This is a genomic window from Paenarthrobacter aurescens, from assembly GCF_041549525.1.
Lineage (GTDB): Bacteria > Actinomycetota > Actinomycetes > Actinomycetales > Micrococcaceae > Arthrobacter > Arthrobacter aurescens.
Genome location: NZ_CP157456.1, coordinates 3,201,972 through 3,218,848, shown reverse-complemented (window position 1 = coordinate 3,218,848; position 16,877 = coordinate 3,201,972). Strand labels below are relative to the sequence as shown.

Here is a 16,877-nt window from a genome sequence, read left to right as displayed (position 1 = left end):
CCATTAGCCCGAAGGGTAAGGGGTTCAGGGAGCGCGACTTAGGGCACCGGCGTACGTCTGGCGCCAGGCTTCCGGTGGCGCGTGAATGTGCACCTATACGCAGCCACGAATGGCAGACTTTTGTTAGGGGCAGTTTTCATGCTTTGAGAACCGCCCCTAGCAAATGTGGAGAGCGTCCCGACGGCATGTCGTCGGAATGAAGAACTTATGCATCAAGTGTGTTTAGAACGGGCTCGCGACGCAGCGCGCCGCGCGTGTCTATCACGACCTTACCTTCGAGTTGCTCAATTTCAATCGCCTTGACGTCGTCGTGATCGACCAAAACGACGATTACATCGGAACGTGAGACAGACTCGTCAATTGGCACCAATTTCACGTTGGATCGGCCCAAGAGTTGCGCGGGAAGTTCGGCTACGTGGGGCTCGGCCACATTGAATCGTGTACTCGGAAGGGCCTCCGCTAGGTGTGCAGCGATTTCTATGGCGGGAGATTCTCGTAGGTCATCGATGTTTGCTTTAAAGGCCAATCCCAGAACCGAAACTTCAGCGGCGGGAGGGAGAAGTTCGAGGGCCGACAGTACTTGTTGGAAGACCCATTCCGGCTTTGCGTCATTAACTTCTCGCGCGGTGCGGATAAGGCGAGCTTCCTCTGGGGCGGCCGAAACAATAAACCAAGGGTCCACAGCAATGCAGTGACCACCCACGCCTGGGCCCGGTTGAAGAATATTTACCCGAGGGTGGTGATTGGCGAGGCGAATTAACTCCCAAACATCAATTCCAAGTTTATCGCTGATTACTGAGAGTTCATTGGCAAAGGCAATGTTGACGTCGCGGTACGAATTTTCTACTAGTTTGGCCATCTCGGCAGTGACAGCATCAGTGGTTAGAATCTCACCCTTGCAAAAGACCGAGTATAGATTTTTGGCTTTTTCGGCTGCGTCGGGAGTAATGCCCCCAACGATGCGGTCGTTGATGACGAGTTCGATCATAACTCTGCCCGGCAGGACGCGTTCGGGGCAGTGTGCTACGAGAATCGCAGGCTTGGAATCAGCACCGTCCAAACTTAGGTCCGGGCGAAGGTCGAGGATGTACTGCGCCATGTGTTCTGTGGCCCCGGGGGGAGAGGTTGACTCCAAGATCAGCAATTCGCCACCGATCAGCTGCGGTGCGATACCCTCGGCAGCGGCTTCGATATAGCTCAAGTCCGCTGACCGGTCCGTTTTGAACGGTGTGGGAACGGCGACAATGTAGGCGTCTGCCCTCGGAGTCGAAATACTGGCAGTGAGGTGTCCGTGGCTCACGGCACCAGCCACGTGAACTCCCAGGTCCGGTTCCACAAACGGAACCTGGCCGGCATTCACAGCGTCTACTGTCCGCTGGTTGACGTCTACTCCGATAACTTCTATGCCATTCGTCGCCAAAATGGCAGCGGTCGGCAATCCGATGTAACCCAAACCAATGACTGCTACGCGATTGATCGTATTCAACGCAATGCTCCCCATACTTCTGGTTAATGAACTGGCTAAAGATTTGGCGGTTTCGACGCTCGTCGGACTATCGTCCAAAGGCTGAGGTACCTCGCTCGCGCAGGTCGCTAGAAAACCTGCCCGGGCGTACGTTGCTTTGAGACCTACGGCTAATGTGCATGTGAGTCTAAGCGCCGGGGACCAACCGTGACGCGGAGAGTGACTCTTCTGTCACTCCTTATGACTCAAGCTAACTTTGACAGGCAAGGTGCGAGGAGCGCAAACGCTTCGAGTAAATCTACGTTATGTGGTTGCTTCCACAACGATAGGGCGGGCGAGAACGACTGAACTTTCTCGCGCCAGCGTGAGAAGCAACTGTGTAAGTTTCGGAGCGGGGTCGACTTTTCTTAGTCGAAGCGTGGGGTTCAGCGTGGCCGGCTCTCCAGTGTCAGGGTCACCGTGTACGTCCACCTAAACTGTTCCCATGACACTTGTAGAACGACTGGTTTACCTCCGGCGATTCAGGGTTGTCCGTGCCATTCTGTCTCTGGTTTTCGGTATCGATAGCCCAGCCCAGATGGTGGTAGGTGAAGGTTTGCGTCTGGTTCACAGTGGACGGGGTACCGTCTTCTACCCGTTGACGACAATCGGAACAAATGTTCGTATTTACCATCAGGTCACACTAGGTCGAAAAGACGCACACCTGCCGCTCGCACAGTCCAAAATGGAACGTTTGATTGTTGGCGACGATGTGGTGATCTTTCCAGGCGCTAAGGTGCTTGCTGGGGATGGGATAACGTCTATCGGAAATGGAACGATCATCGCTGCAAATGCGGTGCTGATGTCCTCTACAGGTGACTACGAGATTTGGGCTGGGATCCCTGCCCGCCGGGTCGGCATCCGAGATTCAGCCGTTTAATTCGGCCCGATGACCGCCAGAGCCGGCGGGTGACGACGCTTTTGCAGGGATTTCTTTGCGGGTTCCCACATCTACTACGATACTGATGCTGGACCTGCTCTATGTCGGTTCTAACTTTCACCATGGGGGATTGCATATTGTTGAGTAGGATCCGCGAGTACCTCGCTCACAGCTCGCCTGCACTCAGAGAAATGTTGGGGCTGGTTGCTCAGTGGCTGCCGCCTAAGCTTCGTTACGGTCAAGACTTCGTGGTGGCAAGTGAGTCAATCGCGAGGGCCCTCGGCTCTCCCCAAGTCGCCCGCGCGAGTCAGTTGGAGCTGCTAAGGACGCTTCTTCTGCGAGCTCGTGATGTGCCCGCCTACAGCTCCGATCCTCGCTACTCGATGCTCAATTCCTCTGTCGATGACCCCGCTAAGGTCTTGGCTTCTCTCCCGATTCTCTATAAAGATGATTTCCGAGGCCGGCCCGAGGAGTTTCTTGCGACCGGCTTGGACATGGTTGACAAGGTCACGACAAGCGGTTCATCGGGAGAGCCAGCTGTTTTTTATCTTGACCGCCGACGTGCTGCCTCAGAATGGGCCTATGTTTGTCATGCCTGGGGCGAATCAGGCTACAAGCCGGGCAATTGGCGAACAGTTATCCGAGGAGTCCATCTGGGTGGGCGTCCCCCTAGGAGATGGAAGCGGTCGCGAGCAACCTCGGAGCTAATGCTCTCGGCGATGGGGTTGGATGAGGCAACGTCGGCTCACTACTGGGAGCTGACTAAGCAGAACCGCATTCGCTTCATTCATGGCTATCCGTCAGCTATAGCTGCCTTAGCTAAGGCAGCTATAGCTGACGACAGCAACTTTCGATTAAGTGTGCAGGGTATCTTCCCGGTCTCTGAGGGAACGCTGCCCCATCAGCAAGCCTTGATCCAAAATGCATTCCCAAACGCTACATTCTTGCCCTCATATGGACTGAGCGAGCGGGTTGCCATGGCACGGTACAACCCGCAGAAGGACACGTATTCGTTCTACCCTCTGTACGGATACGTTGAACTTCTGGACGACTTAGATCGTCCAGTAGCGGTAGGTGAGCGAGGACGAGTCATTGCGACGGGGCTGCGGTTAACAGCTATGCCGCTGCTTCGGTATGACACTGGAGACACTGCCGAGCTGGTCGAGGTGTCGACTGGGGGCCTCGAAATCCGCGACATCCGTGGAAGGCGGGCTCAAGAGCACCTGGTAACCGAGTCGGGCGGAACCGTCTCTATTGCTGCGCTCAACTTACATTCGGCTATATATGAGAAGATTTTTGCATTCAGAATTCGCCAATTTGAGGCAGGCAAGGCCGAAGTTCTTGTGGTTCCAGCGATCGGTGCTACTCCGGAGGATGTTCAAGGCTTTGGGTCAGAGTTGCAAAAGAGCTGCCTCGACCTGATCAAATTCACCACATCATCAGTCGCCTCGCTGCCACCGACGCCCAACGCCAAGATCCGTCTGATCGAACAGCACATCCCATCCGCGGTGAAAAAATGATCGTTCGTGCTCTAGTTCTGGGTCCCTTGCCAGGATCCGCTGGAGGAATCGGGGTCATGATGAGTCATGTTCAATCTTCATATTCGGAGGTCTCGCAGTTACGGTTCATAGATACCGGCGCATCCGGGAAGCGTCGACTGCAGTCCTTCCTCGCCTGTGTCGCAGGGCTAATCAAAAACCCCCGCTGTGACGTCGCCCATGTAAATGTTGCCTCCTCTGGTTCGAGTCTTAGAAAGATTCTGCTAACCGAAATCATTAAATTACGTCGGGTTCCGTATGTCATCCACTTGCACGGTGGAGGCTATCAGCGCTTCTATGCCAAGCTCCCTCGTCCATTGAAATGGGTCGTCCGTCGCTTCTTTCGGGGCGCTGCATTCGTTATCGTCCTAGGTCGCGTGTGGGAGGACTTCGTTGTTTCAGACCTTGGGGTCAAGTCGTCTGCTGTTTGTGTTCTTCCCAACGCTGTGCCTGGTCCGGCCACCCTGAATCCTGGGGAACGTCAAAACCGTGTCCTTTTTGCCGGAAAACTCGTATCTTCGAAGGGCATCCGAGAATTACTTCGTGCCGCAGAGCTTGTCTCCGAAGATATCTCTTGGTCTCTGGATCTGGCCGGCGATTGTCCTGATTCGGAGATCGTCGCAGCCATCGAGAACAGCTCAGCCCCAGTCCGATGGCATGGGTGGGTTGACCAGAGACGCCTTGGGGAGCTCATGTCCGAAGCTGCCGTATTTGCTCTTCCCTCGCATGCCGAAGGACTGCCTCTGTCGCTTCTGGATGCTATGGCGCACGGAGCGATGCCGGTTGTGACCCCAGTGGGGAGCATTCCTGAGGTCATCACGCATAAACGTAATGGAATCATAGTTGAGGTAAATAATGCCGAGCTTTTGGCAGCAGCCATTGAAGAAGCATTTCGGGAAAAATCCGCTTCCGACAGCATCCGCTTCAACGCGCGACGTTCTTGGGAGACCACCTACTCGATTGAAACTTATCGCCGGAGCTTAGATAAAATATACTGCAGTGCAATCGATCGGCGGTACAATAATGACCAATAGCAGTATGGAAGTCTCTAGAGCTGCTGCTGCAGGTCTAGCGCTGGCAGTCAATAAAGACTTTTATAGCGCAGATCCCTATGACGGATTATCTTCGCCGCTGGCTAAGCTCTTGAACACAAAACTGACACGACAAGCCTGGATACAGCTCCTTAAGCGATCAGGCGAAAGAACTCGGCGCTTGGTCGGTGTTAAGCCTGTTCGGATGGCAAAAAGTCTGGCGCTGTTCGCCATGGCTGCCAAGGAGCTGGGCGACATCAATCTTGCTAACTCTCTCGTCGATGACCTTCTGCACATGGGATCGGGCCGCCCGTGGGGCTATGAGTTCGATGTGCAGACGCGATGGGCCTACTATCCGCAAGGAACTCCGAACGTTGTGGCAACAACATTCGCGATACGTGCCATTGATTCCGTAGGTAGAACAGATGAGGTTTCTCCCGCAATTGGCGAATGGTTAAGAAACCTTTACGACAAGCGGGGGTACTTTTACTACACCGACACATCCGACAAGCTTGTTCACAATGGCAGCCTTCTGGCTGCAGAGTCCTTGGGGCGGTTGGGACTTCATGAGGATTTGGTCCAAAAAGCTATCACGAAGACCATCAGCCATCAGCGGCCGGATGGTGGCTGGGCATACGGGGACGCGCCTGGGCTTGAATGGGAGGACAGCTTTCACACTGTCTATGTCATCGACAGTTTAACGGAACTGGGGCGTCGCGGGTTTCTTGTGGACGAGGCCCCAACCAGGGGTCTTCGGCATTGGAAGGAGTCGTTCTTCACCAACAGCGGCGAGCCTAAGTATTTTGCCGAGGACACCACATCGACCCGTGAAATTCATAACAATGCAACCGTGCTGGGTGCTATTGCTGATTATGGCTCTGAAATGGGTTTGTCAGAATTAAGGCCGTCCGTACTGCGTGTGCTTTTGTCAACACAAGACAGTAATGGTGCCTTCAGGTCCTCACCGCGCGGGCCACTTTTTCTCAGATGGAACCAGGGCCATGCAGTCCTGGCTCTTGCCAAGCTAGCAAAGAGGGATGCTGTTGCAGAATCAAACTAGTAGAGCTGACTTGCTCGGGCTCACAGTCGATCGCCTAAGCATGGACGAGTCTGTGGAACGAGCGCTGGAGCTCATTGCAAGCGGAGGCCCCCACCAGCATGTTGTTGTAAATGCCGCAAAAGTAGTCGCCGCTGTTGAGGATGAAGCGGTCCGAAGCACAATTAACGGTTGCTCTATAGTCAACGCTGATGGTCAGTCGGTGGTTTGGGCGAGTAGGCTGTTAGGCGACGCTCTTCCAGAGAGGGTTGCCGGCATCGACTTCATGAACCGCTTGGTGGACGAATCGGCGAAGCACGGACTTAGAATTTACCTGCTGGGTGCAAAGAGCCACGTGGTAGAGGCGACCGCTAATGCGTTCCGAGAGCGCGGCGCGGAGGTAGTCGGCCATCACGATGGATACTGGCGCCAATCCAAATCGGACTTGGAAATTTGCCAAGAAGTTGCTGCAACTACTCCCGATATTTTGTTCATCGCAGTGCCTTCGCCGTTCAAGGAAATCTTTCTCGCCGACAATCTGCACAGGCTTGGGGTCAAGCTTTGCGTTGGCGTAGGTGGCTCATTTGACGTCGTGGCTGGAGAGACGACCCGTGCACCGATCTGGATGCAACGTTATGGTCTCGAATGGTTCTTTAGGCTCTTACAGGAACCGCGCCGCATGATGCGGCGTTACTTGGTGGGTAATGCCAAGTTCATCTATTACGTCGTTCGTGGTCGTCTTAGGCTAGGAAGCTGAAATCATGTATCTCCTTTTCTATAGACTCGGTAACTCCTTCCATCGGCGCGGAATTCCAATTCTTCCTAAAATATGCACGTTGCTAGGTCAAGTGGTTTTCGGTGCCTATGTTCCCTCCACCTGCACCATCGGTTCGGGTACCAAATTGGCCTACGGAGGTTCTGGAGTTGTTGTCCACGCCAGCGCAGTCATTGGGAATGACTGCCTTATTTCCCCTGGGGTCGTTATAGGGGGGCGATCAGTTGCAGGCGCTATTCCGAACATTGGAAATCGGGTCAAATTGTTTCCTGGTGCCAAGGTCGTTGGCAAGGTCAGGGTTGGGGACGATGCAAAGATTGGCCCCAATGCCTTGGTGGTTAAAGACGTTGCGCCGGGGGTTACGATGATTGCGCCGTTGGCCGTACCTCTTGAGTCTTCCAAAGCCACTGACGGCGGATGAAAATACCTTCCCTATTGGGGCGCGCCGCCGGCCTTTTCGCTATCCGCATAGGCGGTGCATTGCTGCTAATTCTTCAAGTGGCCACAGTGGCGTACCTTTTTGGGCTCGAAGTTGTAGGAATCAACGGAATCTTCTGGAGCGCAATTGTAATATTTCGTGTGGCCGGACCGCTGGGTCTTGAGGTTTTAGGCCTTAAGGATTCAACCGACCCAAACAGTGATCTTTCGGGTTCCTTTATAGCGAGTGTGGCGTTACGGGATACGCGCGCTCTGACAGCGATCTGGGGCTCTGTAGCCTCGGTTGCTGTCTTGATCTGGGGAGTCGCTACCGTAGCTTGGGGTGCATCCGGCGTGTTACTTCCTGTTTTGGCAATTGCGTGCGCAGCTTCGGCACTTCAAAGATTGTGGTTCGTCAGCTTGGTAGCACGAGGACGTTCTTTATTTGGACAGATATGCGAGTCTCTTGCCCTTCCTGCAGCTGGGATAGTTGCCGCCGTTCTCTCGCCCCGTGACAGCACCGATGGGTTTCTGCTCGGTCAGGGGTTAGCGGTCCTGTCGATAACAGCGCTCTTCGGTGTATCTGCGTTGCGCCCAGTGATGAAGGGCCGTGTTGCTGTGCCCAAGATTCGGTGGAAGTCAGCTTTTGTCATCGCTATTGGTTCATCGCTAACCGCGCTTGCTGTCAGATCACCGATTTTCTTCGTTGGCGCAGCATCGGCTCGGATGGCTGGAGAGTACGACATTGCCCAGCGGTTTCAAGCGGCTGGTTCTGTAAGCGTTAGTGCAGTGTCAACGGCAGTCATGCCAAAACTGTCTTCAAACCTGCAGGCCCACCGTCGAAAGGAGACCCTGAGCCTTCTCATTTCAAGCGCCGTCGCATCTGCATTCATACCTGGAGTGCTGGCAATCTTACTGGTTCTGGCAGGCCCAGCGTGGGTTGGTACTGTGCTGGGCCCCGAGTACAGCGCACTTTGGCTGCCAAGCCTGCTGCTGACCGTTGCCTCCTTTGTCAATGCTCTTACCAGTTCCGTCGGCAGCGCTCTCTCGCTTAGCGGACGGGAACGTTTTTTTGCTTGGATTAGCGCCACGCAACTGATTGCCATATTGGGGGGAGTCCTATATGCCGGTCAGGTAACCGCCTTCAAAATGGCGGGAATTGTGGTTGCGGCAGAATGTCTCCGAAGTTTGCTATTGGTTGCCGTGTATTGTGCTTCCCGACCGAAAGGAAGACACAGGGCCGGATAGGTGGACGGGGCGCGAGTTTATGTGCCTGCTGCTATTCGCAAGGGTGACAGTTGAGGGCACGCTTGCGAATAGCATCGACGAGCTAAGTCGTCATCCTCAAAGTTGCGCGAGTGATTGGAAGCCGGAGATGCCGTGACCAGTGTGTTCAGACCGCCACGGACATACGGAACTCTTCCACTCGTTGCCCAACGCCCAGCAACTCTGCTATAGCTGCGACGGTGCGGACCGACGCGCGACCGTCGCCGTAAGGATTGACAGCGTTGGCCATGGCCAAAAAGTGCTCAGGATCTTTCAAGAGTCGCGAAACTTCATTCACGATACGTTCCTCATCAGTACCAATCAGAGACACTGTGCCTGCTATGACGGCTTCGGGGCGCTCTGTGTTGTCTCTCATGACAAGCACCGGCTTGCCCAAACTCGGAGCCTCTTCTTGCACTCCGCCGGAGTCGGTTAGGACGATGTGGGCAAGGGACAGCATGCGAGTGAACTCACCGTAAGCCAAAGGCTCTGTGACAAGCACGTTTTGCTTTGCTGAAATGGCTGGTAGGACGGCTTCGCGGACAAGTGGGTTCTTGTGCACAGGAAGGACGATAACCAGGTCTGGATTAGAGTCGGCAATACGGGCCAACGCTCTGCCGACGCCTCGCATGGCATCGCCTTGATTTTCGCGTCGGTGCGTTGTCACCAGAAGGATTTTCTGCCCGCTATCTGCAAGTTCTTCCAGGCTAGGGTCCAAGAAAGGAACCTTCTTATTGACGGTCGTCAGCAATGCATCAATGACGGAATTTCCTGTCACCACGATGTCTTCTGCGGGCACGCCCTCAGCCAGGAGATTGGCGCGGCTGGTGCTGGTGGGTGCGAGGTGCAATGAGGCAATTTGACTAGTGATTTTACGGTTTGCCTCCTCTGGGAATGGGGAAAGGAGATTGCCGCTTCGCAGACCTGCTTCCACGTGGACTACGGGAATGCCGTGGTAAAAGGCAGCGATAGCACCTGCGGTAGATGTAGTCGTGTCACCTTGGACAACCACTGCGTCTGGCTTCTCGCGGGCGAATAGAGTGTCAAGGCCACTCATTGTTCGCGTCATGATGTCGGTCAGTGATTGGCCCGGCTGAAGAATGTTAAGATCGTGATCAGGCGTGATTCCAAAGAGTTCGTTCACCTGGTCAAGCATCTCGCGGTGTTGACCTGTTACCGTGACGACACAGTGAAGATGCTCTGATTCCTGCAAAGCGCGGACAATGGGAGCCATTTTGATGGCTTCCGGGCGGGTGCCGAAAATTGGCATAATCCTGTGCACGATATATCCCCCAAAGAGCGAGCTGGTGTAAGGCAAAGACCAAAGTCATCCTAACGGAGCATCGCTCCCTCGGCAGAATCAGACGCCTTTGCTACGAGCCGATCAGCCACGTGGGAGCCCGTGTGTCGAGCCGTTCCAGAGATTTGGTCAGCATCCGGAAGGAATGCCGGGACGAATGGTTGACGGACAACCGCTGGTTTCAGGACGCGGATTAGGGGCCTCTGTCCCAGTCATGCAGCGAGGGTCGACGGGAAGGCCTGACGCCCGGGTGAGTTTGCATATGCATCGGAGACACCTGAGCATTGCAAAATTAGTGCTTAGACCTTGCCGTTGTTCCTGACGTGCGGCTGGCAATCTTCGCAAAAGAGCCGATCTGCGAGTTCCCCGCAGCATTGGCAACGGTGGACAAGTGCGCCTGGTTCAACAATGTAGGTAGTCATGCCTGTCATGCTGGCCCTTTAGACAAGACGAGGGTAAGAGTAGTGGGTACTCGTTTTTCTTCAGTAAGGACACGACACTACTTGCTTTCGCCCTACCAGCAGCCGCAGAACACTTAGCATTCAGGCCGGATCCACACGTCCAAAAGACCACCGGTTTCCACCACAAATCTCCGCACCCAGCCCACGGGGGAGAGCTCCGGTTCGGTGCCCACCATATATACGTCGGCAGCGATGCACTGCTTCATCAGAGTGCCGGCCCGTTGGACGTGATAATCGGACGTTACAACAGTCAGGGACTCCCATCCGCGCTCGGCGGCAAGATCCCGCAACCTAGAGGCCTCGCCCCTGGTGTTCAGCGGATCCGGACGGAAGCAGTCAAGGTGAGCAACGCCGTCGTGCGCTTCACAAAACTCATCCGAGCCGGCGTTGGCGGGCAAGCCAGTGGTGACAACCACCAGGTCCTTGATGCCCAGCTGCTCCCGCAAGGCGAGGCCAACCGGGAGCCGTTCGCTGCTCATACCGCCCAGAACCACAATGGCATCGGTCCTCTGGGGAGTGGCCTGAGGCGGATTGTGAAAGAGCTGGAAAGCAGCAATCAGCCACAACAGAGCCGCCAAGACGCTGGCCACCAGCGTCCAGGCGAGCTTTCGTTTGACCGTCACCGGGTGTCTACGTCCTCGAACACCAGGAAAGTTTGGGTATCCAGGATCCCGTCCATGGATTGCAGTTGATCAAAGATCACGCGGCGCAGGTGAATGTTGTCCGTGGCACGGACCAGAAGGATGACGTCGAAGTCGCCGCCCACCAAAGCAATGTGATGGATCTCCGGGATGGCGCGCAGCTGTTCCTTCAATTCGCGCCACGAATGCTGCTGAACCTTCAACGTCACATACGCGGAGGACCGCAGGCCAGCCTTGATGGGATCCACCAATGCCGTGAACTTGGTCAGCACGCCCTCACCGGTGAGCCGGGCGATCCTGGAGTAAGCGTGGGCGCGGCTGATGTGGACGTTCTCCGCCACCTGCGTGATGGACATGCGCCCGTCAGTGGTCAGCTCGCGGATGATGTCCCGGTCCACACTGTCCAGGGGCACCGTGGTTTGCTCGGCCTCCGTCTCACTCAAAGCAGGCTCCAATTCGTCTACAGCACGGGCACGTTACCCAGCTCACAATTGCAATTCGTCTTTCAGAGTACCCAGTTTAGGCAAGGGCTTCCATGATTTGGCCGAAAGCTGGATACGAAACAAGCCCGGGGAACATACTGGAAGCACATAGTGGCTAGAGAAGGACGGACCAATGACGATCCACGCAGATCACTCTGCGCCGGAAACGGCTGTAGAGGACCAAGCTGCTGACGTTCGGACAAAATTCGGCATCAGCGTTGAGGACTACATGCTCCCCGCCCGGCACCAGATTCAAATGGTGAACCCGGACGGCACCCTCCGCTCCCATGACGAGCAAGGCACCGAACCCGGCCACGAATACCCCACACCCGGCGACTCCGAACTGATGGCCGCGTACGAGCAGCTCGTCGTCGGACGTCGCGTCAACGATCAGAACTCTGCGCTGGTCCGGCAGGGCCGCATGGCCGTCTACCCCTCAAGCCACGGCCAGGAAGCCTGCCAGGTTGCAGCTGCCATGTGCCTCAGCGAAGGTGACTGGCTGTTCCCCACCTACCGTGACGCCGTCGCTGTCATGACCCGCGGGGTGGACCCCGTTGAGGTGATGACCATTTTCCGCGGCGACTGGCACGGCGGATACGATCCCAAAGAGCACAACGTGGGCATCCAGTGCACCCCGCTCACCACCCAACTGCTGCACGCCGTCGGCGTGGCCCACGCAGCAAAACTGCGCGGCGAAAACACCGTGGTCATGGCCATGTGCGGCGACGGCGCCACCAGCGAAGGCGACTTCCACGAAGCCCTGAACTTCGCCGCCGTGTTCCACCTGCCCGTGATCTTCTTCGTGCAGAACAACAAGTACGCCATCTCCGTACCGCTCAGCCACCAGTCCGTTGCTCCGTCGCTGGCCCACAAGGCTGTTGGCTACGGCATGGCCGGTGAGCGCGTTGACGGCAACGACCTCGTGGCGCTGCTCGCCGTGATGGACCGGGCCGTGAAACTGGCCCGCGAAGGCTCCGGCCCGCTGCTGATCGAAGCCCACACATACCGCATGCAGGCACACACCAACGCCGACGACGCCACCCGCTACCGTCCGGACAGTGAAGTTGCCGAGTGGCAGGCCAAGGACCCACTGGCACGCATGAAGTCATACCTCACGGACAAGGGGCTGCTGGATTCTGCTGCGAACGAGCGGATTGCTGCCCACGCTGAAGCCGTGGCCACCCAGCTCCGTGAAGGCCTGGGCGAGGATGTCCCCGTCCAGCCGCTTGACCTCTTCAAGTACGTCTTCGCCAAGCAAACGCCGCAGCTGAAAGAACAGTCCGAGCTGCTGGCCAGCGAACTCGCCCGCGCCGAAAGCGCCGGTGCCACCCACAACACCGGAACGGAGAGCGCAAAATGACCGTCACCACCACCGCTAACGGCAACGTCAGCGCAGCCACCGCCAGCGCCGCCGCGTCCGCAGCAGCCACAGCCGAAGCCACCGGCCCGCAAAGCCTCACCATGGCCAAGGCGCTGAACACAGCCATGGCCGATGCCATGCGCGCCGACTCTTCCGTCCTGGTCTTCGGCGAGGACGTGGGAATGCTGGGCGGCGTCTTCCGCATCACCGACGGCCTCATGGCCGAATTCGGCGAACAACGCTGCTTTGACACCCCACTGGCCGAATCCGGAATCGTGGGCATGGCTGTGGGTATGGCCATCAACGGTATGCGACCCGTCATCGAAATGCAGTTCGACGCCTTCGCCTACCCGGCCTTCGAACAGATCGTCAGCCACGTAGCCAAAATGCACAACCGCACCAAGGGCAAACTCAAAATGCCCATGGTCATCCGTGTTCCCTATGCGGGCGGCATCGGGGGAGTGGAGCACCACTGCGACTCCTCCGAGTCCTACTACGCCCACACCGCCGGGCTCAAGGTCTACACCCCGGCCACCGTGGCCGACGGCTACCGCATGCTCCGCGAAGCAATCGATTCCGATGACCCCGTGATGTTCATGGAACCCAAGAAGCTCTACTGGTCCAAGGACCAGGTTGACTTGGGTGCGCTGCGGGCAGAGCACGACGCCGGCACCTCCACCGAGGGCCGCGCGGCTGTTGCCCGTCCCGGCACGGACGCCACGCTGATCGCCTACGGACCGTCCGTTCCCACCGCACTCGCCGCTGCGGCTGCCGCCGCCGAAGAGGGCCGATCGCTGGAAGTCATCGACGTCCGCACCCTCGTCCCCTTCGACGACGAGACCGTGTGCGCGTCAGTACGCAAGACGGGACGCGCCGTCGTGATCGCCGAAGCCCACGGGTTCGCCTCCGTGTCCTCGGAGATCGTGGCCCGCGTCCAGGAACGCGCGTTCCACTACCTCGCCGCGCCCATCCTCCGTGTGACCGGCTTCGACGTCCCGTTCCCGTCTCCCAAGCTGGAGCACTACTACCTGCCAAGCGTCGACCGCATCCTCGACGCCGTTGACGACCTTCAATGGGAGGACTAACCGTGAGCTCAGATATGCAGGTCTTCAAACTGCCCGATCTTGGTGAAGGCCTCACCGAGGCCGAACTGGTGAACTGGCTCGTTGCCGTGGGCGACGAGATTGTGGTTGACCAGCCCATCGCCGAGGTTGAAACCGCCAAGTCCATGGTTGAGGTGCCCTCGCCGTACGCCGGCACCGTTGCCGAGCTGCACGGTGAAGCCGGTCAAACGCTCGACGTCGGCAAGCCGCTGATCTCGATCGCTCGTGCTGGTACTTCCGCTGGTGCGCCCGCTGCCGCGGCCCCGGTTCCTGCTGGTTCCGTTGATCCGTCGCCGGTGTCCTCCGGTCTTGACGTTTCCTCCGCGGTGGAAGCTGCCGCCGAGACGTACCGGACCGAGGAGAAGGCAGGCTCGGGCAACGTGCTCATTGGGTACGGAACGCCCGGGGGAGTGACCGGTGGCCGGACCCGTCCGCGGAAGGCGAGTGTTTCTGTTGCTTCTTCGGTTGTTGAGCCTGTTGCTGTGCCGGTGATGGAGCCGGCTGTTGCCGGGACGCGTATCCCCGGCAAGCTCAGTGCCGTCATCTCGCCGCTGGTCCGCAAGATGGCGCGCGACCATGGTGTTTCCCTCGACGCGATTGAGGGCTCCGGTGCCAGCGGATTGATCATGCGCAGGGATGTGGAAGCTGTGATTGCTTCGCCTTCTGCTCCTTCTGTTGAAGCTCCTGCTCCCGCTGCTGGGCCTGTTGCTGCTGCGCCTGTCGCTGCCTCTGCTGATGCGGGTGCCGTTGATAGCCGAACCGGTCTGTCCGTCTCTGCCCGGACGCCCGTCCGTGGGGTGCGCAAGGCCGTCGCTGCCAACATGACCCGAAGCCGCTCGGAAATCCCCGAAGCCACGGTGTGGGTGGACGTGGACGCAACAGCGCTGCTGGAGATGCGGGCTGAGCTCAAGAAGCGCGCACCGCACGATACTCCTGGTCTGCTGGCTTTCATTGCCCGTTTTGTCACGGCTGGGTTAAAAAAGTACCCGGCGCTGAACACGCGCTTTGAAACTGCTGCGGACGGTTCGCAGGAGATCGTTGGCTTCGACGGCATCAACCTTGGCTTCGCTGCCCAGACCGACCGCGGACTCGTAGTCCCGTCCGTGCGCAACGCCCACGAGTTGAGTGCCCGCGAACTGGACGCAGAGATCCGCCGACTCACCGCCGTCGCACGTGATGGAAAGGCGACCCCCGCCGAACTGGGCTCCGGCACCTTCACCCTGAACAACTACGGCGTGTTTGGTGTGGACGGTTCCGCAGCGATCATCAACTACCCCGAGGTGGCCATGCTGGGAGTGGGCCGCATCATCGACAAGCCCTGGGTGGTCAACGGTCAGCTGGCCGTCCGCAAGGTCACCGAGCTGACCCTGGCATTCGATCACCGGGTATGCGACGGCGAAACCGCAGCCGGCTTCCTCCGGTACGTAGCCGACGCAATCGAAAACCCAGGCGGCGCCCTCGCGGACATGTGACCATCTCTCACGTCCCGTGGGGTTTTTCCGGACGGTCTCTCACTCCAGTGGTTCTTCCCCTTCTGGGAAGGACCACTGGAGCCGCATGTCACGGACCGTTTGTGACCATGCCTGAGAGTGTTAGCCCTCGGTAGCTGCGTTTGCCCTGAGTTGGTTCTCCCACTTCCTTGAACACGCTCGCGGCATCTGAAGTGTCGCCGCTGGAAATTGGACGAATACCAATGGCGTTGAGAAGTTCTTGGTCTCCAGCGGGTGTAGCTGGACTCCGGTAGTTCTTGACGATGATGAAGAAATGGTGCGACATTGTGGTGCCCGGCGGTTGAGGATCCGCCCACTTCACGCCAAACCCACCGGCTTCGCCGTAGCCCACAGAGTTCTCGCTCGAGAATGCTTGGCAGCTCGGACCTGATTTGAATGACTGGGCAATTTGAATGCGTTTATCCTCGCGTGCCGGTGCCACCCCCGCTCCGGAATACTTCTCGAGGTCCAGCCCAAAACTGGAAATGATGGCTTTCATACTTACTGTTGTTGTAAAGGATTCGGTGGTCACTTTGGCTACAAGGGCGCCGGGAATAACGGCATCCCGCTGAGGGTCGTAGGTGCAGGTGCCTCCCAAGACGAAACTACTCTTCCCAGGGTGAGCAACAGGTCCACTAGCTGGAACTGTCACAGTGTCCCAAAGTCCGATTGACATGGTGTAGCTGTAACCGCTGTCGTTGGCGAATTTCCAGTCCATGGTGTGGGGTGCTGGAGAGATTACTTCAGGCGGCGTGGCAATGGTTGGTGTAGATGAAGGTGGCGGCGCCGATGAAGTCTCCGCGGTTGGCCGTGCGGTCGACTCAAACGCTGGCAAGGGTTGGCCTGCCGCAGGGGCACCCCCTGAGCACCCCGCAAGTGCCACGGCTGCAGCAAGTACTGGTATGGAAAGAAGCTTGTTGCCCATGAGCTTTACCTTGTCCGGAGTCATTTCTTGGGGGATGGGTTTTGTGAGCAAGCAATCCGGGGGCTGCCCCAGACGTTATGACCGTCTTGATGGGTTCGCAGGTCCAGAAGCTCCAGACGATTGCCGCCCGTGACATCGACTGTCAGCTCAGTCGGCTGATCGTAAGGGCCTTTTGATTCTTGGGCCTTCTCAGCTCCGTCAACAAAGACGATGAAGTGGGTGCTTCCGCCAACGTCAGGGGAAGCAGCATCCTGACCAACGGAAACCGTAAAAGACGTACACAGTCCCTTCAAGGCCCACGACGCCGTGTTCGTTTTGTTGGTGGAGCTGGAAGGATAGCTGCCCACAATTGCTTCAGCGAACTTGGTGGTTTGGATGGTCACTCCATCCTCGGTGTTGAAACCGTTGCCCCACGCTGCCGCCGCCACATCGGTAAGCCTGTAGGAGCCAGACGTGGTGGTTGTTGATCTGGAAGTTGCCGTGGGGCTTGCAGAGGCCGATCCAGAAGGTGCGGCAGTTCCAGTCTCTGAAGGGGTGCTTGACATGGATTTCGTTGGCGTCGCTGTTGGAGAAGCGGGCGCCGAATAGCTGGACGAGGATGCCTCTTCAGCTAAGGGTTGCTCGGCCACCTCAGGTGACGGAGCCGCGCAAGCAGTCAACGAGGCAAG

The 16,877-nt window shown here is 57.5% G+C and carries 16 protein-coding genes; 10 read left to right on the top strand and 6 right to left on the bottom strand.

Going from position 1 to position 16,877, the window contains the following annotated elements:
* Positions 1–205: 205 nt before the first annotated feature.
* Positions 206–1,501, bottom strand: a complete 1,296-nt coding sequence (gene wecC, locus ABI796_RS14910; protein ID WP_303409156.1) for a UDP-N-acetyl-D-mannosamine dehydrogenase — start codon at positions 1,499–1,501, stop codon at positions 206–208.
* Positions 1,502–1,949: 448 nt separating this feature from the next.
* Between wecC and ABI796_RS14905 the strand changes: the two genes are divergently transcribed.
* The 6 genes from ABI796_RS14905 (at position 1,950) to ABI796_RS14880 (ending at position 7,185) form a co-directional block, all read left to right on the top strand.
* The gene (locus tag ABI796_RS14905) at positions 1,950–2,384 is read left to right on the top strand and encodes a hypothetical protein (RefSeq protein WP_141281424.1); all 435 of its coding nucleotides are present in this window, start codon (positions 1,950–1,952) and stop codon (positions 2,382–2,384) included.
* Positions 2,385–3,103: 719 nt separating this feature from the next.
* On the top strand, positions 3,104–3,904 hold the full coding sequence (locus ABI796_RS14900; RefSeq protein WP_141281426.1) for a hypothetical protein: 801 nt from the start codon (positions 3,104–3,106) through the stop codon (positions 3,902–3,904).
* 56 nt (positions 3,905–3,960) lie between these two features.
* Positions 3,961–4,956 (top strand): glycosyltransferase family 4 protein, encoded by a 996-nt coding sequence (locus tag ABI796_RS14895; protein ID WP_170224859.1) that lies wholly within the window; start codon positions 3,961–3,963, stop codon positions 4,954–4,956.
* Positions 4,922–6,013 (top strand): terpene cyclase/mutase family protein, encoded by a 1,092-nt coding sequence (locus tag ABI796_RS14890; RefSeq protein WP_141281430.1) that lies wholly within the window; start codon positions 4,922–4,924, stop codon positions 6,011–6,013. The genes ABI796_RS14895 and ABI796_RS14890 overlap by 35 nt, the downstream gene beginning before the upstream one ends.
* A complete protein-coding gene (locus ABI796_RS14885; RefSeq protein WP_141281432.1) occupies positions 5,991–6,746 on the top strand; it encodes a WecB/TagA/CpsF family glycosyltransferase in 756 nt (251 codons plus the stop codon). Before ABI796_RS14890 ends, ABI796_RS14885 begins: the two co-directional genes overlap by 23 nt.
* Before the next feature lie 4 nt (positions 6,747–6,750).
* Complete coding sequence (locus ABI796_RS14880) at positions 6,751–7,185, top strand: serine O-acetyltransferase (protein ID WP_141281434.1); 435 nt, start codon at positions 6,751–6,753, stop codon at positions 7,183–7,185.
* A gap of 1,389 nt (positions 7,186–8,574) precedes the next feature.
* Here the strand turns inward: ABI796_RS14880 and wecB are convergent.
* The 3 genes from wecB to ABI796_RS14865 all read right to left on the bottom strand — a co-directional run bounded on the left by wecB (position 8,575) and on the right by ABI796_RS14865 (position 11,292).
* Positions 8,575–9,717 carry a non-hydrolyzing UDP-N-acetylglucosamine 2-epimerase gene (wecB, locus tag ABI796_RS14875; RefSeq protein WP_174754466.1) on the bottom strand — a complete coding sequence of 381 codons (1,143 nt, stop codon included), beginning with the start codon at positions 9,715–9,717 and terminating at the stop codon, positions 8,575–8,577.
* A gap of 565 nt (positions 9,718–10,282) precedes the next feature.
* On the bottom strand, positions 10,283–10,831 hold the full coding sequence (locus tag ABI796_RS14870) for a YdcF family protein (RefSeq protein ID WP_141281436.1): 549 nt from the start codon (positions 10,829–10,831) through the stop codon (positions 10,283–10,285).
* Positions 10,828–11,292 carry an Lrp/AsnC family transcriptional regulator gene (locus tag ABI796_RS14865; RefSeq protein WP_141281438.1) on the bottom strand — a complete coding sequence of 155 codons (465 nt, stop codon included), beginning with the start codon at positions 11,290–11,292 and terminating at the stop codon, positions 10,828–10,830. Before ABI796_RS14865 ends, ABI796_RS14870 begins: the two co-directional genes overlap by 4 nt.
* A gap of 172 nt (positions 11,293–11,464) precedes the next feature.
* Between ABI796_RS14865 and pdhA the strand changes: the two genes are divergently transcribed.
* The 3 genes from pdhA to ABI796_RS14850 are packed head-to-tail and all read left to right on the top strand — an operon-like array spanning position 11,465 to position 15,266.
* Entirely contained in the window at positions 11,465–12,691 is a 1,227-nt protein-coding gene (gene pdhA, locus ABI796_RS14860; protein WP_141281446.1) for a pyruvate dehydrogenase (acetyl-transferring) E1 component subunit alpha, read from the top strand.
* Positions 12,688–13,776, top strand: coding sequence for an alpha-ketoacid dehydrogenase subunit beta (locus ABI796_RS14855; RefSeq protein WP_141281448.1), 1,089 nt, complete (start codon positions 12,688–12,690; stop codon positions 13,774–13,776). The genes pdhA and ABI796_RS14855 overlap by 4 nt, the downstream gene beginning before the upstream one ends.
* On the top strand, positions 13,764–15,266 hold the full coding sequence (locus tag ABI796_RS14850; RefSeq protein ID WP_141281450.1) for a dihydrolipoamide acetyltransferase family protein: 1,503 nt from the start codon (positions 13,764–13,766) through the stop codon (positions 15,264–15,266). Before ABI796_RS14855 ends, ABI796_RS14850 begins: the two co-directional genes overlap by 13 nt.
* An 88-nt stretch (positions 15,267–15,354) precedes the next feature.
* Here ABI796_RS14850 and ABI796_RS14845 read toward each other — a convergent pair whose 3' ends face one another.
* Positions 15,355–16,002, bottom strand: a complete 648-nt coding sequence (locus tag ABI796_RS14845; RefSeq protein ID WP_141281452.1) for a hypothetical protein — start codon at positions 16,000–16,002, stop codon at positions 15,355–15,357.
* Between the two features lie 227 nt (positions 16,003–16,229).
* Positions 16,230–16,637 carry an NPCBM/NEW2 domain-containing protein gene (locus tag ABI796_RS14840; protein WP_170224860.1) on the bottom strand — a complete coding sequence of 136 codons (408 nt, stop codon included), beginning with the start codon at positions 16,635–16,637 and terminating at the stop codon, positions 16,230–16,232.
* 25 nt (positions 16,638–16,662) lie between these two features.
* On the opposite strand from ABI796_RS14840, the gene ABI796_RS14835 reads away from it, so the two are divergent.
* Positions 16,663–16,797, top strand: a complete 135-nt coding sequence (locus tag ABI796_RS14835) for a hypothetical protein (protein WP_281283968.1) — start codon at positions 16,663–16,665, stop codon at positions 16,795–16,797.
* The last annotated feature ends 80 nt before the right edge of the window (positions 16,798–16,877 follow it).

Excerpts from the sequence above, each read along its gene's own strand:
- wecC (WP_303409156.1), bottom strand. The coding sequence starts at position 1,501 with ATGGGGAGCATTGCGTTGAATACGATCAATCGCGTAGCAGTCATTGGT.
- ABI796_RS14880 (WP_141281434.1), top strand. The coding sequence starts at position 6,751 with ATGTATCTCCTTTTCTATAGACTCGGTAACTCCTTCCATCGGCGCGGA.
- wecB (WP_174754466.1), bottom strand. The coding sequence starts at position 9,717 with ATGCCAATTTTCGGCACCCGCCCGGAAGCCATCAAAATGGCTCCCATT.
- ABI796_RS14850 (WP_141281450.1), top strand. The coding sequence starts at position 13,764 with ATGGGAGGACTAACCGTGAGCTCAGATATGCAGGTCTTCAAACTGCCC.
- ABI796_RS14855 (WP_141281448.1), top strand. The coding sequence starts at position 12,688 with ATGACCGTCACCACCACCGCTAACGGCAACGTCAGCGCAGCCACCGCC.
- ABI796_RS14885 (WP_141281432.1), top strand. The coding sequence starts at position 5,991 with ATGCTGTTGCAGAATCAAACTAGTAGAGCTGACTTGCTCGGGCTCACA.
- ABI796_RS14895 (WP_170224859.1), top strand. The coding sequence starts at position 3,961 with ATGATGAGTCATGTTCAATCTTCATATTCGGAGGTCTCGCAGTTACGG.
- pdhA (WP_141281446.1), top strand. The coding sequence starts at position 11,465 with ATGACGATCCACGCAGATCACTCTGCGCCGGAAACGGCTGTAGAGGAC.
- ABI796_RS14900 (WP_141281426.1), top strand. The coding sequence starts at position 3,104 with ATGGGGTTGGATGAGGCAACGTCGGCTCACTACTGGGAGCTGACTAAG.
- ABI796_RS14845 (WP_141281452.1), bottom strand. The coding sequence starts at position 16,002 with ATGGACTGGAAATTCGCCAACGACAGCGGTTACAGCTACACCATGTCA.
- ABI796_RS14905 (WP_141281424.1), top strand. The coding sequence starts at position 1,950 with ATGACACTTGTAGAACGACTGGTTTACCTCCGGCGATTCAGGGTTGTC.